Origin of the sequence: Streptomyces sp. NBC_00820 (genome assembly GCF_036347055.1) — a bacterium.
Taxonomy (GTDB): domain Bacteria; phylum Actinomycetota; class Actinomycetes; order Streptomycetales; family Streptomycetaceae; genus Streptomyces.
This window is the reverse complement of sequence record NZ_CP108882.1, coordinates 6,415,942-6,431,920: the sequence shown is the minus strand read 5'-3', so window position 1 is coordinate 6,431,920 and position 15,979 is coordinate 6,415,942. Positions and strand designations below refer to the sequence as shown.

General features: G+C 73.3%; 16 protein-coding genes. 10 read left to right on the top strand and 6 right to left on the bottom strand.

All coding sequences use genetic code 11. The annotated features are described in order from the left end of the window. Positions 1-96 precede the first annotated feature (96 nt). Positions 97-1,665, bottom strand: coding sequence for a carboxylesterase/lipase family protein (locus OIB37_RS28810; RefSeq protein WP_330460532.1), 1,569 nt, complete (start codon positions 1,663-1,665; stop codon positions 97-99). A gap of 220 nt (positions 1,666-1,885) precedes the next feature. On the opposite strand from OIB37_RS28810, the gene OIB37_RS28805 reads away from it, so the two are divergent. Beyond that, positions 1,886-2,089, top strand: a complete 204-nt coding sequence (locus tag OIB37_RS28805) for a hypothetical protein (RefSeq protein WP_330460531.1) — start codon at positions 1,886-1,888, stop codon at positions 2,087-2,089. A gap of 169 nt (positions 2,090-2,258) precedes the next feature. Here OIB37_RS28805 and OIB37_RS28800 read toward each other — a convergent pair whose 3' ends face one another. The 3 genes from OIB37_RS28800 to OIB37_RS28790 all read right to left on the bottom strand — a co-directional run bounded on the left by OIB37_RS28800 (position 2,259) and on the right by OIB37_RS28790 (position 4,230). After that, positions 2,259-2,561: a hypothetical protein gene (locus OIB37_RS28800; protein ID WP_330460530.1), complete on the bottom strand. Its 303-nt coding sequence runs from the start codon at positions 2,559-2,561 to the stop codon at positions 2,259-2,261. Beyond that, a complete protein-coding gene (locus OIB37_RS28795) occupies positions 2,558-3,421 on the bottom strand; it encodes an isocitrate lyase/PEP mutase family protein (protein WP_330460529.1) in 864 nt (287 codons plus the stop codon). The genes OIB37_RS28800 and OIB37_RS28795 overlap by 4 nt, the downstream gene beginning before the upstream one ends. A gap of 158 nt (positions 3,422-3,579) precedes the next feature. Then, the gene (locus OIB37_RS28790; protein WP_330460528.1) at positions 3,580-4,230 is read right to left on the bottom strand and encodes a ThuA domain-containing protein; all 651 of its coding nucleotides are present in this window, start codon (positions 4,228-4,230) and stop codon (positions 3,580-3,582) included. A gap of 204 nt (positions 4,231-4,434) precedes the next feature. On the opposite strand from OIB37_RS28790, the gene OIB37_RS28785 reads away from it, so the two are divergent. Beyond that, positions 4,435-4,842, top strand: coding sequence for a VOC family protein (locus tag OIB37_RS28785; RefSeq protein ID WP_330460527.1), 408 nt, complete (start codon positions 4,435-4,437; stop codon positions 4,840-4,842). On the opposite strand, the gene OIB37_RS28780 is transcribed toward OIB37_RS28785, so the two are convergent. Both OIB37_RS28780 and OIB37_RS28775 read right to left on the bottom strand, forming a co-directional pair. Further along, on the bottom strand, positions 4,819-5,511 hold the full coding sequence (locus OIB37_RS28780; protein WP_330460526.1) for an AraC family transcriptional regulator: 693 nt from the start codon (positions 5,509-5,511) through the stop codon (positions 4,819-4,821). The genes OIB37_RS28785 and OIB37_RS28780 overlap by 24 nt on opposite strands. 557 nt (positions 5,512-6,068) lie before the next feature. Continuing rightward, positions 6,069-7,220, bottom strand: coding sequence for a YihY/virulence factor BrkB family protein (locus OIB37_RS28775; protein WP_330460525.1), 1,152 nt, complete (start codon positions 7,218-7,220; stop codon positions 6,069-6,071). 251 nt (positions 7,221-7,471) lie between these two features. Here OIB37_RS28775 and OIB37_RS28770 point away from each other — a divergent pair, with 251 nt between their 5' ends. The 8 genes from OIB37_RS28770 (at position 7,472) to OIB37_RS28740 (ending at position 15,955) form a co-directional block, all read left to right on the top strand. Beyond that, on the top strand, positions 7,472-9,109 hold the full coding sequence (locus OIB37_RS28770) for an acyl-CoA dehydrogenase family protein (RefSeq protein ID WP_330460524.1): 1,638 nt from the start codon (positions 7,472-7,474) through the stop codon (positions 9,107-9,109). A 334-nt stretch (positions 9,110-9,443) separates the two neighbouring features. Further along, on the top strand, positions 9,444-10,718 hold the full coding sequence (locus OIB37_RS28765; protein WP_330461997.1) for a GAF domain-containing protein: 1,275 nt from the start codon (positions 9,444-9,446) through the stop codon (positions 10,716-10,718). Between the two features lie 188 nt (positions 10,719-10,906). After that, positions 10,907-12,244 (top strand): hypothetical protein, encoded by a 1,338-nt coding sequence (locus OIB37_RS28760; RefSeq protein WP_330460523.1) that lies wholly within the window; start codon positions 10,907-10,909, stop codon positions 12,242-12,244. A 148-nt stretch (positions 12,245-12,392) separates the two neighbouring features. Continuing rightward, complete coding sequence (locus tag OIB37_RS28755) at positions 12,393-12,968, top strand: GNAT family N-acetyltransferase (protein WP_330460522.1); 576 nt, start codon at positions 12,393-12,395, stop codon at positions 12,966-12,968. A gap of 141 nt (positions 12,969-13,109) precedes the next feature. After that, complete coding sequence (locus OIB37_RS36360; protein WP_356399842.1) at positions 13,110-13,193, top strand: putative leader peptide; 84 nt, start codon at positions 13,110-13,112, stop codon at positions 13,191-13,193. A 178-nt stretch (positions 13,194-13,371) separates the two neighbouring features. Then, the gene (locus OIB37_RS28750; RefSeq protein ID WP_330460521.1) at positions 13,372-15,069 is read left to right on the top strand and encodes a nitrite/sulfite reductase; all 1,698 of its coding nucleotides are present in this window, start codon (positions 13,372-13,374) and stop codon (positions 15,067-15,069) included. After that, positions 15,066-15,248, top strand: a complete 183-nt coding sequence (locus tag OIB37_RS28745) for a hypothetical protein (protein ID WP_330460520.1) — start codon at positions 15,066-15,068, stop codon at positions 15,246-15,248. Before OIB37_RS28750 ends, OIB37_RS28745 begins: the two co-directional genes overlap by 4 nt. Next, positions 15,245-15,955, top strand: a complete 711-nt coding sequence (locus tag OIB37_RS28740; RefSeq protein ID WP_330460519.1) for a phosphoadenylyl-sulfate reductase — start codon at positions 15,245-15,247, stop codon at positions 15,953-15,955. Before OIB37_RS28745 ends, OIB37_RS28740 begins: the two co-directional genes overlap by 4 nt. Positions 15,956-15,979 lie beyond the last annotated feature (24 nt).

The following is a 15,979-nucleotide window of genomic DNA, read 5'->3' as shown; positions in this document are numbered from 1 at the left end:
CGCCACCGTCCGGGCCGTCGCCGTCCGGCCCGTCCCCTCCGGGCCGCCGCCGTCGCGGCTCTGCCGGGGCTGCGGGACAGGCGGCCTCCGTGGGGCTCAGCGCCGCCGTACTCCCACCGAGCGGCGCAGGCGGCGTACCGCCGAGGCGAGTTCCGCTCCGGGGGCCCGGGGGTCGGAGGCCGGGGTGGGTTTCGGCACCTTGGGGACGGCCGACCAGAGGGCGATCTCCGTGTCCCGTGGACCGTGTGCGACACGCGGGCCGCCATCGTCGAAGATCCGTACCGGATGGCTCGCGTCCCAGGCCGGCCAGCCCGGGTCGCCGGTCGCGGCGAACCGCACCCACGCGTCGTGCATCTCCTCGCACAGCTCGCGCGGGGCCCCCTCACCGGCCAGCATGGCCGACTCGGGGGTGTCACCGGAGTCGAAGACGAAGCCGAGTTCGAGGGCGTGGCAGGCGCCGAGGGCGGGGATGCCGGAGGGCCAGGCGAACTCGTAGAGGTAGGAGGTGCCGGGGCGGGCGTCGGCGAGCCGGTGCAGGGGGACGCGGAGCAGGTGGTCGGTGACCATCTGGCCGACGATCTCGGCGGTGCCGGCGTCCGGGTGCAGGGTGCGGTAGCCGCGGGGGACCTCGTGCCCGGCGTGGCAGCGGGCCATGGCGCCGGCCAGGACGACCGGGCCGAGCCGGTCGACGCGTTCCAGGAGTCCGCCGGGGACCAGCCACAGCCGGTACTCGTCCCGGGTCCAGCCCATCAGGAGCTCGATGCCCGGGGCGGCGTCGCCGTCGACGAGGGCCTGGAGCGGGTCGCGCGGTACGACGTCGCCGTCCACGACGATGCCGAAGGCCGGGCCGCCCAGGACGGGGCTGCTCAGCCGTCCCGCCTCCGCCTGGGTGCGCAGCAGCAGGTCGCGGTCGACGGCGGCGAAGGCCTCGGCGGTGGCGGGGATCCTCAGCCGGGCGGCCATGCGCCGCACCATCCGCCGTACCCTGTCGCGCTCCGCGACCTCCGGCGGGCCGCTCTGCAGCACGGCCCGCCGGACCAGGCCCTGGGCCTGCGGTGCGGCGATCAGGGCTCCCACGCTGATGGCGCCCGCGGACTGTCCGCACAGGGTCACGTTGCCCGGGTCGCCGCCGAAGGCCCCGATGGCCTCGTGCACCCAGCTCAGGGCGGCCAGCTGGTCCCGCAGGCCGAGGTTGGAGGGCGCGCCCGGGAACAGTCCGTAGCCTTCCACCCCCAGCCGGTAGTTGACCGAGACGCAGACGACCCCGTCACGGGCGAAGGCGCTGCCGTCGTACACGGGAACGGCCGAAGAACCCCTGGTCAGGGCTCCGCCGTGCAGCCAGACCAGGACGGGGAGCCGGGCACCGGGGTCCGGATCGGGGGTCCACACGTTGAGGTTGAGGCAGTCGTCGCCGGGGATGACCGGGTCGGACAGGTACTGGGCGAACGCCTCCGAGTACGGCGGTTTCGGCGCGGTCGGCCCGAAGGCTCCGGCGTCGCGCACGCCCTCCCAGGGCTCGGGCGGCTCGGGCGGCCGGAAGCGCCGGGGACCGAAGGGCGGGGCGGCGTACGGGATGCCCCGGAACACCGCGATCCCCCGCTCGTGACGACCGCGTACGGCACCGTGGGGCGTTCCGACCACGGGGCCTGTCTGGTTTGCCGTCATCGCCCACCAGCCCTTTCACCGAGCTCGTGCACCGTTCACATCAGAGCACCGCGGCACCCCGATGTATTCCGGCGCACGGACCCGGCGTACGACGGAACGGGACACGCCCGCCCGCACCTCACGCCCCACGTGCTCCACGTGCTCCCGTCGCGCCCCACTCCGTTCGGCCGCACTTCGGTGACCCTCTGTGACCTCGCCCATTCATGATCGTTTGTCGGGCATGACACTCACCACGCGCACCGCGGCGACGCTCGCCGCGGCCGCCGTCGCCCTGTGCACCGTCTACGGCACGGCACAGGCCGCGAGCCGGACCGTCGCCCCCGCCCAGCACCGCGCCACCGTGGCCGCCCCCGGCGACGAACACGACCCGAAGGAGGACCCCGAAGTCGACGAGAACGGCCGCCCCGACCTCAACGAGGACTGAACGGCACCTCGACGGGGGCCGGGCGGCACCGCACGCGGCGACGGCCGGGCGGTCCCCCAGGGGATGCCCGGCCGTCGGCCTGCCGCTCGCCGCTCGCCGCTTGCCGCTTGCCGCTTGCCGCACGTCACTCGCCGCTCGCCGCACGCTCGTCCGTCCTTCGCGTCGCCCCTCAGTCCTCCTCGCCCTGGCGATGCGCGCCGACCAGGGCCTCCACGACGTCCACGGCGCTGCCGTCGTGGTCGCTGCCGGCCGTACCGCTGCCGGTCTGGAGGTTGGCCGTGCGGTCGACCTCCAGGATGGAGTCGGCATGGGAGTTGTCCAGGACGGTGACCATGCTGTCGTTCGCGGCCGCCGGTACGGCGGCCGCCCCGAGGAGCGCGGCGGCGATCGCCGCGGCCGCGCCGAGGCGGGGCACCGCGGCCGCCGCACGCGCTCCGGCGACGCGAGCGCGTCGCCCACCGGCACCCGTCACACGCCCACGCTTTCGGGGGTGAGCCGCTCCGGGTCGATGTTGCGTTCCAGCAGGGTGGTGGACGCCTTCACACCGATGCCGTTGGCCGGGTCGACCTGGGGCAACCGGCCGTCGGCCGCCTTGAGTTCGGCGAGCGCGGAGTCCATCGCCTCGTGGGCGGCGAACAGGCACGGGGTGCTGTAGATCGCGACGTCGACACCGAGGTCGGACAGCTCGCCGAGGGAGAGGCGGGGCGACTTGCCGCCGCCGATCTGGTTGAACAGCAGCGGCTTGGAGCCGACGACCTCCCGGATCCGCTTGATCCACTCGATGCTGCGCACCCCGTCGACGAGGACGACGTCGGCGTCGGTCGCGGCGAGCCGTTCGGCGCGGTGCAGGATGTCGCCCTCGTCCGTGGCGTCCGTGCGGGCGACGACGACCAGGTCCTTGCGGGTCTCCAGCACCTTGTGCAGCTTCTCCAGGTACTCCTCCAGCGGCAGCACCTGCTTGCCGTCGGCGTGCCCGCAGCGGCGGGGCCGCTTCTGGTCCTCGAGGATCACCCCGGAGGCGCCGATGCGTTCGAGCTGCTCGACGACGTGGCAGGCGACCTCGGGGTCGACGTACCCGTCGTCGATGTCGACCAGCAGGTGGTGGTGCGGGAACGCGCCCCGCAGCCGCTGGACGAAGGCCACCATGTCGGGCCAGGCGATGAATCCGATGTCGGGCAGCCCGTAGTACGAGGCCGCGAAGCCGAAGCCCGAGACGAACATGCCGTCGTAGTGCTTGGCCGCGATCGACGCCGAGTACATGTCGTACACGCCGATCAGAGGTGTGGTCCCGGGCCCGGCGATGCTCTCGCGCAGATTCTTCCCGTAAGTCAAGGTCCGGCTCCTTCTGTGGGTGGGTGACGCAGGAAGGCTCGGGCCTCCGCGCCTCGACGCCCTTTACCTGGAGAAAAGGATCTCTAGATGTGGGCGTGACCCTCGCCCTGCGCGGGCTTTACTCACCTCAACGGAGGAGTGCGTTCACCGCAGAAACGTCACATGAGGAGCCGTCCCGCCCAGCTCACACCGCCACTCAGGTGAGCCAGGAAGGAGGGGTCGCGGTAGGCCTCGTCGGCATGTCCGAGGGCCGTGTAGAACACGCGTCCACTCCCCTGCTCGCGGCACCAGGCAAGGGGGTGGTCGGGGCCCATCCGACCGCCTTCGTACGACGTCTCGTCGGCGCGCAGCAGCACCCGGGCGCGGTCGCGCGGGCTGGAGCGGAAGTCGTACCACTCGTCGGTGAAGTCCCAGACGGCGGGCAGCGGCCGGGTCGCCGGGTGGGTGGGGTCCTCCACCACCGCCCGGCCCGGCTGGAGTGCGGGGTGCCGGTCGAAGCGGGCGCCGAGGAGTTCCCCGTAGTACGGCCAGTCGTACTCGGTGCAGGCGGCCGCGTGGACGCCGGCGAAGCCGCCGCCCGACTCCACGTAGGCGGCGAGGCGTTCGCGTCCGGCGGGCGTCAGCACCTCGCCGCTGGTGGAGAGGAAGACGAGGACCGCGTAGTGCTCCAGGGGGAGTTCGAGGTCGGCGGGGTCCTCGGTGTGGTCGACGGCGAAGGTGTCCATCGCGCGTACGGCGGCGACGGCGGCGGGGATCGAGTCGTGGCGGTAGGCGGTGGTGCGCGTGTAGAGCAGCAGCCGGGGCGTCATGGCGGCGACCCTACGCCGGGCGCCGCGCCGAGCGGTGAGAGGCGTTTCGGCGGTTTGGTTCACGCTCCTCCGCCACGCGGGAACCGGGAGCCGGTGGTCTTCGGCCGGGGAGCGTGCCCCGGCCCGGGCCCGGCGGTGGCACTCGCGGCAGCCGTGTCCGATTCGTTCAAGACCGGTGGCCGGCTTCGTGTCTACGGTGGCCGCATGACTCCACGATTCGCCGTGATCGGCGTGGTGGCCTCCGACCTGGCCGCCTCGCTCGCCTTCTACCGTCGCCTCGGGCTGGTCTTCCCCGACGGCGCCGAGGCCCAGCCGCATGTCGAGGCCGAGCTGCCGGGAGGGCTGGTGCTCGCGCTGGACACCGAGGAGACCATGCGGTCCTTCCACCCCGGGTGGCGGCCGCCGGCCGGTGGCGGCCGGGTGGCGCTCGCGTTCCGGTGCGACTCGCCGGCCGAGGTGGACACCGTGTACGAGGACCTGGTGGGTGCCGGATGCCACGGTGAACTCAAGCCGTGGGACGCGTTCTGGGGGCAGCGGTACGCGACCGTGCACGACCCGGACGGCAACGGGGTGGACCTGTTCGCGCCGCTACCCGGGGCCGTCGCCGAGTAGCCGGCCGAGCGGCATCCCGGTCAACCGGCGGACGTCCCGGGACAGGTGGGGCTGGTCGGCGTATCCGGCGCGGGCGGCCGTCTCGGCGTACGGCACGCCGGAGCGGGCCAGTTCCAGGGCGCGGCGCAGACGCAGGATGCAGGCGAGGGTCTTGGGGCCGTAGCCGAAGGCGGTGAGGCAGCGGCGGTGCAACGTGCGTGCGCCGATGCCGAGTTCGTCGGCCGTGGCCGAGACCGGCTGTCCCTGGTCGAGGCGTTCGACGAGCCTGCGCAGGAGCGGGTCGGGCGGTGCGGAGCCGGCCGCACGGTCGAGGGCGATGCCTTCGAGACCCGTGCCGGGGTCGGGGGCCGCCTCGACGCGGTCGAGCAGGCGCCGTACCCGTCCGGCGGGCCACAGGTCGGCCAAGTCGATCCGGCTGTCGAGAAGTTCGTGCGCGGGTACGCCGAGGAGCGTGGGCGCGGTGCCCGGGTGGAACCGGATGCCCGCCCAGGCGCGGGGCGGCCCTTCGACGGCGTGGGCGCGGGTGTCGGGTCCGGCGATCAGCAGCCGGCCCTCGCAGTACAGCAGGTCCATGCAGCCGTCGGGCAGGACGTGGCGTGTCCCGGTCCCGCTCGGCGTGTTCGTCCAGACGGCGGCGCCGGCCAGCCGGGACGCCCGCTCGGTGTACACGTGTGTCAGCGTACGTCGGCCGCCCCGGGACCTGGGGTCTGCCCGGCGGATCAGGTCACGGGGAAGCAGCGGTGCCTTGCTGGTGCCGGTGAGCGGGGTGTGGTGCGTGCGCGGGGCGGAGGAGGGCGCACCAGACCCCGCGTCTGAGGCACGATCCGCCGGACAGGCCTTGAGGGGTGCCGGGAATCCGCGCCCGGGGCCCGTGCCCTTCCGCCGTGGACGCGGGAGGGAGCGGGGGCGCAGACGGCTGCGGACCTACTGGGGGGTCGGAAAAGGCTACGGACCTACCGGGGGCCGGAGAGAGCTACAGGCCGGCCGAAGGGCCGACAAGGGCTGCGGACCTGCCGGGGAGCGCCGAGGAAGGCGCCGAACCGCCGCGCAGGTGCCCGCACGCGCCAGGGAGGGGCGACCGGACCGCCGTAGTCCTGGCCGGAGGCCCGAGAGACGCGCGGCGGCGCGGGGAAGGGGCGACAGCGCGAGGGAAGGGGTAGCGGGCCGCCCCTGCGCCGAAGCCGGAGCCGGAGCCGGAGCCCGAGCCGCGCGGCGGCGGCTTCCCCTCACTTCTGCGGCTGCGTCGTCCCCCCGCCGCCCTTCCGCGTGTGATGGGTGTTCCTGGCGTGGGTGCGCAGGCGGGCGGTGACGTCCTCCGGGGGGAGGAAGCGGGACCAGCGTTCGGGGAATTCGGAGGGCATGTCGGGGTCGTCGGGGTCGGCCTCGCGGGCGGCGGCGCGGGCGACGTACTCGACGACCTGGGCCTTGCGGAGCTGCTCGTTGGCGGCACGGGCGGCGGCCGTGGAGGCGGCGGGCCAGACGCGGTCGATGGCGGCGTTGACGGCCGCCCCGACGAGCACGGCGAAGGCGCCCACCCCGATCCACAGGAGCACGGCGACGGCCGCGGCCAGGGAGCCGTAGATCGTGGCTCCCTCGATGGTGTGGGTGAGGTAGATGCGCAGCAGGAAGCTGCCGAGGACCCACATGGCGAGGGCGACGAGGGAGCCGGGGACGTCCTCGATCCAGGGCGAGCGGACCGGGACGGAGACGTGGTAGAGGGTGGTGAGGAAGACGATGGACAGGACGATGACCACCGGCCAGTACAGGACCTGGACGACCGTCTCCGACCAGGGCAGGACCCGTACCACCGCGTCCGGTCCGGCCACCATCAGCGGCAGCGCGACCGAGCCGATCAGCAGGGCCACGATGAACAGCAGGAAGGCCATGATCCGGGTCTTGACGATGCCGCGGACGCCGTCGAGGCCGTACATGACGGTGATGGTGTCGATGAAGACGTTCACCGCGCGGGAGCCCGACCACAGGGCGAACAGGAAGCCGATGGAGATGACGTCGGGTCTGCCGCCTCTCATCACGTCGTTCAGGATCGGCTCGGCGATCTCCTTGACGCCCTTGTCCGACAGGACCGTGCGGGCGGCGTCGAGGAGGTTGGTCTCCAGGCTCTGGATGGTGTCGGCGCCTGTCCAGTCGTCGACGTAGCCGAGAAGGCCGATGAGACTGAGCAGCAGAGGCGGCACGGAGAGCAGCGTGAAGAACGCCGCCTCGGCGGCGAGGCCGAGGATGCGGTACTCCATGCAGGAGTTGACGGTGTCCTTCAGCAGCAGCCAGACGGTCCTGCGCTTGGAGACGTTCCGGTAGAGGGCTCGGGCGCGGTGGAGCCGGCCGGCGGGCCGTTCGGGGGTTTCACTTGCTGGCTGCACGTCCTAACGGTATCCGTCGCAGGGGACCGCCCTCACCTTCCGGGGGCGGGAGAACGGCCCGGACCCGCTCCACACCGGCTCCACGACGCCCTCGGACCCGCCTCACACCGGCTCCACGACGCCCTCGGGCCCGCTCCACACCGGCTCCACGACGCCCTCGGACCCGCTCCACGGCGCCTTGACGGCGCCTCCGGAACCCGCTGTGCCAGGCTGGGGCCATCATCCCCGCCGTCCCAGGTAGGTTCGCCATCATGGCAGGCATCTCCACCCACACCGTGACGAACCAGCCGCCCCCGCTGGTCGAGTACGACGTCTTCACCGCGGACCGCGCCCTCGTCGAGGCGGTCGAGCGGTACACGGAGCCCGCACTGCGCGAGGAGGTGCTGGCCGAGCTGTCCGCGCTGGGCCGGGCCTCGGGATCGGCGCAGGCGCAGGAGTGGGGGGTGCGCGCGAACGAGCATCCGCCGCGGCTGCGCACCCACGACCGGTACGGCCACCGGATCGACGAGGTCGACTACGACCCGGCCTGGCACCGGCTGCTCGGCAAGGGCGTCGGGGCGGGGCTGACCGACGCCTGGACCCGGCCGGCCGGGCATGTGCGCAGGGCGGCGGGCTTCACCGTGTGGACCCAGGTGGAGGCGGGCAACTGCTGTCCGCTGTCGATGACACACGCGGCGGTACCGGCGCTGCGGACCGACCCGGAGCTGGCCGCCGAGTGGGAGCCGCTGCTGACGTCGGCGGTCTACGACCCCGCGCTGCGCCCGGCGGCCCTGAAGCCCGGCGCCCTCTTCGGTATGGGCATGACGGAAAAACAGGGCGGCAGCGACGTACGGGCGAACACCACCGAGGCCCGGCCGCTCGCCGAGGACGGGACGTACACGCTCACCGGACACAAGTGGTTCTGCTCGGCGCCGATGTCGGACGGCTTCCTGGTGCTGGCGCAGGCCCCCGGCGGCCTGACCTGCTTCCTGGTTCCGCGCGTCCTCGCGGACGGCACCCGGAACACCTTCCTCATCCAGCGGCTGAAGGACAAGCTGGGCAACCGGTCCAACGCCTCCGCCGAGGTCGAGTTCGCCGGGACCTGGGCCCGCCGGGTCGGCGAGGAGGGGCGCGGGGTGCGCACCATCATCGACATGGTCGCCGCGACCCGCCTGGACTGCGCGCTCGGCTCGGCCGGCCTGATGCGGCAGGCGGTGGCGCAGGCGGTCCACCACTGCGCCCACCGGGAGGCCTTCGGCGGCAAGCTGATCGACAAACCGCTGATGCGCAACGTGCTCGCCGATCTCGCGCTGGAGGCCGAGGCCGCGACCGCGCTGACCCTCCGCCTCGCGGCCGCCCACGACGACGGGAGCGAGCGGGAGCGCGCCTTCCTGCGGCTCGCGGTGCCGGCCGCGAAGTACTGGATCACCAAGCGCTGCGCGCCGCTCGCGGTCGAGGCCGCCGAGTGCCTGGGCGGCAACGGGTACGTCGAGGAGTCCGGTCTGCCCCGGCTGGTGCGCGAGTCGCCGCTGAACTCGATCTGGGAGGGCGCGGGCAACGTCCAGGCGCTGGACGTGCTGCGGGCCCTGCAACGCGAGCCGGGCGCCCTGGACGCCTGCCTCACCGAGATCGGGCGCGCGCACGGCGCCGATCACCGGCTGGACCGCGCGGTCAAGGACCTGTTCACCGAGCTGGCCGACCTGGAAGGCGTCGAGGGCCGCGCCCGGCGCCTGGTGGAGCGCCTCGCCCTCGTCCTGCAGGGATCACTGCTGGTACGTCACGCGCCGTCCGCGGTCGCCGACGCCTTCTGCGCCTCCCGCCTGGGCGGCGACCACGGCGCCGCCTTCGGCACGCTGCCCTCCGGGCTGGACCTGGCGTCGGTGGTGGAACGGGCCCGACCGGTCTCCTGAGGTCCCCGCACGACCGCTGCCGGCCGCCCCGGCGGGGGTGGTGCTGCGCCGACACGGCACCACCCCCGCCTCATGGGCCCGTTGGAGGCCGTGAACGCCACCCGGAGGCGGCGCACTGGTCAAGTCTCGGCCACCCCGGTGAGGTTCACCAGGGTTGCAGGGGGTTGCAACTTATCGGCGTCAGTGCCCGGAGCGTGTGCTTCCGGCATGCCTCGACCGGCAGTATGTGGGGGAACGGCCCGGCCGGAAAACGTCGTCCGGCCGGCTTCGCGCACGCGGTTCGACGAGAATGTCCGACACGCTTCCCGGGAGGACCCCCGTGGTGAACCCGCCGATGGACGTGACGCGCCTGGTCGCCGTGGACGCGGCGCGGGCGGCGCGGGTGCTGAACGAGGTGCGGGAGGCGACACTCGCGGGCCGGCGGGCCCGGATCGCGCCCCGGCCGGTGATCGAGCAGTCCTGGGAACGCATGCTGCGCGGCGGGGTCGATCCCGAACGTGACTTCAGATCCGGGCTGCTGTCCGCCGAGGAGGTGCGACACCGGCGGGACGAGTCGCCGCTGCGGCATGTCCTTCCGGTCCTGCGCGAGGGGCTGCTCTCGGTCGCGGACGCCGCCCGGCACATCGTGGTCGTCGCGGACGCCGAGGGGCGCGTGCTGTGGCGCGAGGGATCACCGGCGGTGCTGCGCAAGGCCGACGGTCTCGGCTTCGAAGTCGGCGCGGACTGGCGGGAGGAGGTCGTCGGCACCAACGGCGTGGGCACCCCGGCGGTCGTACGGCGGCCCGTCCAGGTCTTCGCCGCCGAGCACTTCGTCCGCTCGCACACCACCTGGACCTGCGCGGGCGCCCCGGTCACCGACCCCCGCGACGGCCGGCTCCTCGGCGTGGTGGACGTCAGCGGCCCGCTGGAGACCATGCACCCGGCGACCCTGGCCTGGGTGGACGCGGTGGCCAAGCTCGCCGAGGCCCGCCTGCGGGAGCTGCACCTGGACTCGCTGGAGCGGCTGCGCACGGTGGGGGCGCCGGTGCTGGCCCGGCTGGACGGGCGGGCGCTGGTGGTGGACCGGGACGGCTGGGCGGCGGCGGTGACCGGGATACCGTACGTGCGGCGGGTGTCGCTGCCCAAGTCCCTGTCGCCGGGCCGCCGGTGGCTGGCCACGCTGGGTCCGTGCGTGGTGGAACCGCTGGCCGGGGGCTGGTTGCTGCGCGCGGCCGACGAGCCGCCGGCCACGGCCGCGACCCGCCTCGCGCTGGACCTGACGCGGCCGGACCGCGGTGCGCTCACCGTCGCCGGTCCGGCGGGTTCGTGGTCCCGCGAACTCAGCCCCCGGCACGCCGAATTGCTCTATCTGCTCACCGAGCACCCGGCCGGGCGCGGTGCGGCGGACCTGGCCGGGGACCTGTTCGGCGACGCGTCGCGAACGGTCACGGTGCGGGCGGAGATGTCACGGGTACGGCGTTATCTGGGGGCTCTTCTGCAGCATCGGCCGTATCGTTTCCGCGCGGATGTCGAGGTGACTGTACTGCTGCCCGAGGACCCCCGTGACCTGCTGCCCCGCTCGGCGGCACCGGCCGTGGCCCGGCGGCGGACGGCGGAACGGGGCGGCTGAGCGGGGCTCTGCGCGGGGCGCCCGAGCCGGGGCGTGCCCCTTTTCGCACGGGTGTCCCTCGCCTGTTTGCGGGGTCTTGGCCCTGCGGCGCACACCACTGCCGTAGCATCCCCTGACGGGACTTCCCAGCTGCTCCTCGGTCAACGTAACGATCATCAGGCGCAGTTGGCTCGCCCCGGGAGGAGACCATGAAGCATCGCGGCAGACACCGCCGACGCAGACGGGGCGCGGCGCTGCGCGCGGTCCTGGCCGGGACCGCGCTGGCGCTCACCGCGGCGGCCACGATGATCAGCGCCTCGCAGGCCACGGTCGCCGGCAACCCCGGCGCGCTCAAGCAGCTGACCTCCTCCTCCGACACCGCCCCGCTGCGGCTCCAGGAGCAGTTGGTGCCCGCCCGTACGCTGGACCGGCTCGCCTCGTCCATGGGCCGCCCGGTCGGCGTGGACGCCGTGCTGCGCAGCGCCGACCACACGCTTCGCGAGGGCGCCGACTGCGGCGCCCGGGACCGCGCCTCCCTGCCCGTCGATCCGGCCCCCGCCCGGGCTTGGTGCTGGGACCGGGCGGACGCCGCGGACACGGCCTGGCGGCCGGCCTCGGTGACCACCTCCGGGGACGCCGACGACGACGGCTTCTGGGGCCCCCACCGGGTGGTCCTCAGCGGCTGGACGCACCGTGCCGGCACCGGACCCGCCGCGGAGCGCGGCCTGGCGAAGGTCGCCTTCGTCGACGCCGACGACCCGGCCCGGCCCGTCTACCGCTGGGTCCTCCTCGTGGTCCCGGTCGACGGCGGCCGGAACTACCGCGGCCTGGTGTCCCGGGTCTCCGGCATGGTCTGGTACCAGGACAAGCTGCTGGTCACCACGGAGAGCGGCGGTGACGAGTCCCTCTACGTCTACAACCTGCACCGCATCCAGCGCACCACCGTGGACAGCCCCGCGATCGGCCGGGTGCCCGGCGGCTGGTCCGCCGACGGCTACCAGTACGTGATGCCCGCCGTGGGCTCCTACCGCCCGCGCACCGGCCACTGCGCGTCCTCCGGCCCGGTGGCCTGCCCCGGCGCCCTCTCCCTGGACCGCACCACGGCGCCGGACAGTCTCGTCGCGGGCGAGTGGACCGCCCCCGGCGGCGAGCGGCGCGCCCGCCTGTGGCGGTACGCGTTCAGCAAGGACCCCGCGCGCAGCGGGCTGCTCGCCACCGACGCGGCCGGGCGGGCGGACCCGGTGGAGGTCTACCGGACGCGGGCGAGCGGGGTCCGGGGCGTGCTGTCGTACCGGAAGGCCGGGGCGGCCCGCTCGTCCTGGTACGTGGGACGGCTGCCCGGTTCCAGGGCCGGTCACGGCGGACTCTGGCGGCAGGACACCGAGGCCGCGAAGGCCGCCCGCTGCGGCACGGACCACTCCCACCACTGCTGGGCCCAAGGCCCGGGTTCGCTGTCGTACTGGCAGGAGACGGGTGAGGTGTGGTCGGTGTCGGACCGGATGCTGTTCACGGTGCCGCTGGACACGCTCGACCGCTCGCTGGAGTGACCCGGCCGTTCGGACCGCCGCCGGACGACGAGGGCCGTCCGGAACGCGCCGGGCGGCGAGGGCCGTCCGGAACGCGCCGGGTCGACCGATGCGGCCGGGGCGACAAGGCGATCGACAGGTGGCCGGGCGGGATGATTGCCTGGCCCGCATGAGCAGCGTCCCCGTCACCACCTGGTACCTGGAGCAGACCTCCCCGGCCGACGTCCTGCCGGCCGCCGCCCCCGAGGGCGACGGCCTGCGGATCGTGCGCGCCGAGGTCCCCTCCCCCGAGTTCAGCCGCTTCCTGTACGCCTCGGTCGGCGGCGACATCACCTGGACCGACCGGCTCGGCTGGTCCTACGCCCGCTGGCAGGAGTACCTGGACCGGCCCGGCGTGGAGACGTGGGTGGCGTACGACAGCGGCACCCCGGCCGGCTACATCGAGCTGGACGCGCACGACGAGGGCGCGGTCGAGATCGCCTACTTCGGCCTGATCCCCGCCTTCCGCGGCCGGCGCATCGGCGGCCACCTGCTGTCGTACGGGACCGCCCGCGCCTGGGACCTGGCCGAGCGGTGGCCGCAGCGGCCCGCGACCGAGCGGGTGTGGGTGCACACGTGCAGCAAGGACGGCGAGTTCGCGATGGAGAACTACCAGCGACGCGGGTTCAAGCTGTACGAGACGAAGGTGGAGCTGGAGCCGGACGTGCCGGCCCCGGGCCCGTGGCCCGGGGCGTTCGCCGGCTGACAACCGTTCCCGGGCGTGCCGGGCGGGCGCCCGACGGCCCTCGCCCGGCACCCCACTCACCTGTCTCACTGTTCGGAATACTTTCGTCCAGATGACGGACAATGGTGGACTGGCCGGAGATCCCCGTGACAGGCTTCCGTCATGCCCGGAACTGGAGTTGCCTTGGTGAGTCGGCGGCACGTCGACCTCGGCCGCATGTCCAGCGCCATCTGTCCGGCGAGCTGACCTACTCAGCACCGCCGATCCCCCCGGTCTCACCTCTCGCTGCGCAATGACGCGCACGCGTCTCCGTGTGCGCACGTGTACGCAGGTCAGAGCCTTGCCTCGCCGCCCGACCAGCACTCTTCATCGACGGCGCCGCGCGCCGCCCCCCATCCCTTGCTGTCCCGAAGGATGTAGAACCATGGCCGCCACCCCGCAGAATCCCGCTGCCTCAGCGCCCCGCCGCAAGGTGAGTCGTCACCGCGGTGAGGGTCAGTGGGCCGCGGGTCACTTCACCCCGCTCAACGGCAACGAACAGCTCAAGAAGGACGACGACGGTCTCAACGTGCGGACACGCATTGAGACGATCTACTCCAAGCGGGGCTTCGACTCGATCGACCCGAACGATCTGCGCGGCCGGATGCGCTGGTGGGGTCTGTACACCCAGCGCAAGCCCGGGATCGACGGCGGCAAGACCGCGATCCTGGAGCCGGAGGAGCTGGACGACGAGTACTTCATGATGCGGGTGCGGATCGACGGCGGCCGGCTGACGACCGCGCAGCTGCGGGTCATCGGGGAGATCTCGCAGGAGTTCGCCCGTGGCACGGCCGACATCACCGACCGGCAGAACATCCAGCTGCACTGGGTGCGGATCGAGGACGTGCCCGCGATCTGGGAGCGGCTCGAAGCGGTCGGCCTGTCCACCACCGAGGCCTGCGGCGACGTGCCCCGGGTCATCCTCGGCTCGCCGGTCGCGGGCATCGCCGAGGACGAGATCGTCGACGGCACCCCGGCCATCGAGGAGATCCACCGGCGGGTCATCGGCAACAAGGCGTTCTCGAACCTGCCCCGCAAGTTCAAGTCCGCGGTCTCCGGTTCGCCCCTGCTGGACGTGGCGCACGAGATCAACGACATCGCGTTCGTCGGCGTCGAACACCCCGAGCACGGGCCCGGTTTCGACCTGTGGGTGGGCGGCGGTCTGTCGACCAACCCGAAGATCGGCGTGCGACTGGGCGCCTGGGTGCCGCTGGCGGAGGTCCCGGACGTCTTCGAGGGCGTCATCTCCATCTTCCGCGACTACGGCTACCGGCGGCTGCGCACCCGGGCCCGGCTGAAGTTCCTGGTCGCCGACTGGGGCGCGGAGCGGTTCCGGGAGGTGCTGGAGGAGGAGTACCTGAAGCGGCCCCTCGTCGACGGTCCGGCGCCCGCGCAGCCGGTGGAGCGGTGGCGCGACCACGTCGGTGTGCACCGGCAGCGGGACGGCCGGTACTACGTCGGTTTCGCGCCGCGTGTCGGACGCGTCGACGGCAGCACGCTGGCGAAGATCGCCGGCCTCGCCGAGGTGCACGGCTCCGGCCGTATCCGGACCACGGCCGAGCAGAAGATGATCGTGCTGGACGTCGAGGAGGCGCGGGTCGAGTCCCTGGTGGCCGGCCTGGAGGCGCTGGACCTCACGGTGCACCCGTCCCCGTTCCGGCGCGGCACCATGGCCTGCACCGGCATCGAGTTCTGCAAGCTCGCCATCGTCGAGACCAAGGCGCGGGGCAGCGCGCTCATCGACGAACTGGAGCGCCGGCTCCCGGACTTCGACGAGCCGCTCACCATCAACATCAACGGCTGCCCGAACGCCTGCGCCCGCATCCAGGTGGCGGACATCGGTCTCAAGGGCCAGCTCGTCCTGGACGAGAACGGCGACCAGGTCGAGGGCTTCCAGGTGCACCTCGGCGGCGCGCTCGGTCTGGATCCGGGCTTCGGCCGCAAGGTCCGCGGCCTGAAGGTGACTTCGCAGGAGCTGGCGGACTACATCGAGCGGGTGCTCAGGCGCTACCGGGCGGAGCGCGAGGACGGCGAGCGGTTCGCCACCTGGGCCGCGCGCGCCTCCGAGGAGGCCCTGTCGTGAGCGAACGTGCCGCGCCGTTCCACTGCCCCTACTGCGGCGACGAGGACCTGCGTCCCAACGAGCAGGGCCATGGCGCCTGGGAATGCGGGGCGTGCAACCGCGCATTCCAGCTGAAGTTCCTCGGGCTGCTCGCCCGGGGGCTGCGGCGAGCCGACGACGCAGGGGAGAAGCGCACATGACGGACGACCAGGAGCCGCGCACGCAGGCGGAGTTGCGGGAACTCGCCGAGCAGGCGGGGCGCGACCTCGAGGACGCCACCGCAGCGGACATCCTCCGGTGGGCGGTGGACACCTTCGGCAGGAACTTCTGCGTCACCTCCTCCATGGAGGACGCCGTGGTCGCCCACCTCGCCTCCCGCGTACTGAAGGGCGTCGACGTCGTCTTCCTCGACACCGGCTACCACTTCCCGGAGACCATCGGCACCCGGGACGCCGTCGAGGCCGTGATGGACGTCAACGTCATCACGCTCACCCCGCGGCAGACGGTCGCCGAGCAGGACGCGGAGTACGGCCCCGAGCTGCACGACCGCGATCCCGACCTGTGCTGCGCGCTGCGCAAGGTGCGGCCGCTGGAGGAGGGCCTGGCCGGTTACCAGGCCTGGGCGACGGGCCTGCGCCGCGACGAGTCGCCGACCCGGGCGAACACGCCGGTCGTCGGCTGGGACGAGAAGCGGGGCAAGGTCAAGGTCTCCCCGATCGCACGCTGGACGCAGGACGACGTGGACGCCTACGTTGCCGAACACGGCGTACTGACCAACCCGTTGCTGATGGACGGCTACGCCTCCGTCGGCTGTGCCCCGTGCACACGGCGGGTCCTGGAGGGCGAGGACGCGCGGGCCGGCCGCTGGGCAGGCCGGGCCAAGACCGAATGCGGGCTGCACGCATGACGCACGATCGGATTGAGGAGAGCC

What these genes read in the sequence shown, in the direction of transcription:
- OIB37_RS36360 (WP_356399842.1), top strand. Translation starts at nt 13,110, where the DNA reads ATGCCCGGAACTGGAGTTGCCTTGGTGAGTCGGCGGCACGTCGACCTC.
- OIB37_RS28740 (WP_330460519.1), top strand. Translation starts at nt 15,245, where the DNA reads ATGACGGACGACCAGGAGCCGCGCACGCAGGCGGAGTTGCGGGAACTC.
- OIB37_RS28765 (WP_330461997.1), top strand. Translation starts at nt 9,444, where the DNA reads ATGGACGTGACGCGCCTGGTCGCCGTGGACGCGGCGCGGGCGGCGCGG.
- OIB37_RS28770 (WP_330460524.1), top strand. Translation starts at nt 7,472, where the DNA reads ATGGCAGGCATCTCCACCCACACCGTGACGAACCAGCCGCCCCCGCTG.
- OIB37_RS28805 (WP_330460531.1), top strand. Translation starts at nt 1,886, where the DNA reads ATGACACTCACCACGCGCACCGCGGCGACGCTCGCCGCGGCCGCCGTC.
- OIB37_RS28755 (WP_330460522.1), top strand. Translation starts at nt 12,393, where the DNA reads ATGAGCAGCGTCCCCGTCACCACCTGGTACCTGGAGCAGACCTCCCCG.
- OIB37_RS28785 (WP_330460527.1), top strand. Translation starts at nt 4,435, where the DNA reads ATGACTCCACGATTCGCCGTGATCGGCGTGGTGGCCTCCGACCTGGCC.
- OIB37_RS28760 (WP_330460523.1), top strand. Translation starts at nt 10,907, where the DNA reads ATGAAGCATCGCGGCAGACACCGCCGACGCAGACGGGGCGCGGCGCTG.
- OIB37_RS28810 (WP_330460532.1), bottom strand. Translation starts at nt 1,665, where the DNA reads ATGACGGCAAACCAGACAGGCCCCGTGGTCGGAACGCCCCACGGTGCC.
- OIB37_RS28790 (WP_330460528.1), bottom strand. Translation starts at nt 4,230, where the DNA reads ATGACGCCCCGGCTGCTGCTCTACACGCGCACCACCGCCTACCGCCAC.
- OIB37_RS28750 (WP_330460521.1), top strand. Translation starts at nt 13,372, where the DNA reads ATGGCCGCCACCCCGCAGAATCCCGCTGCCTCAGCGCCCCGCCGCAAG.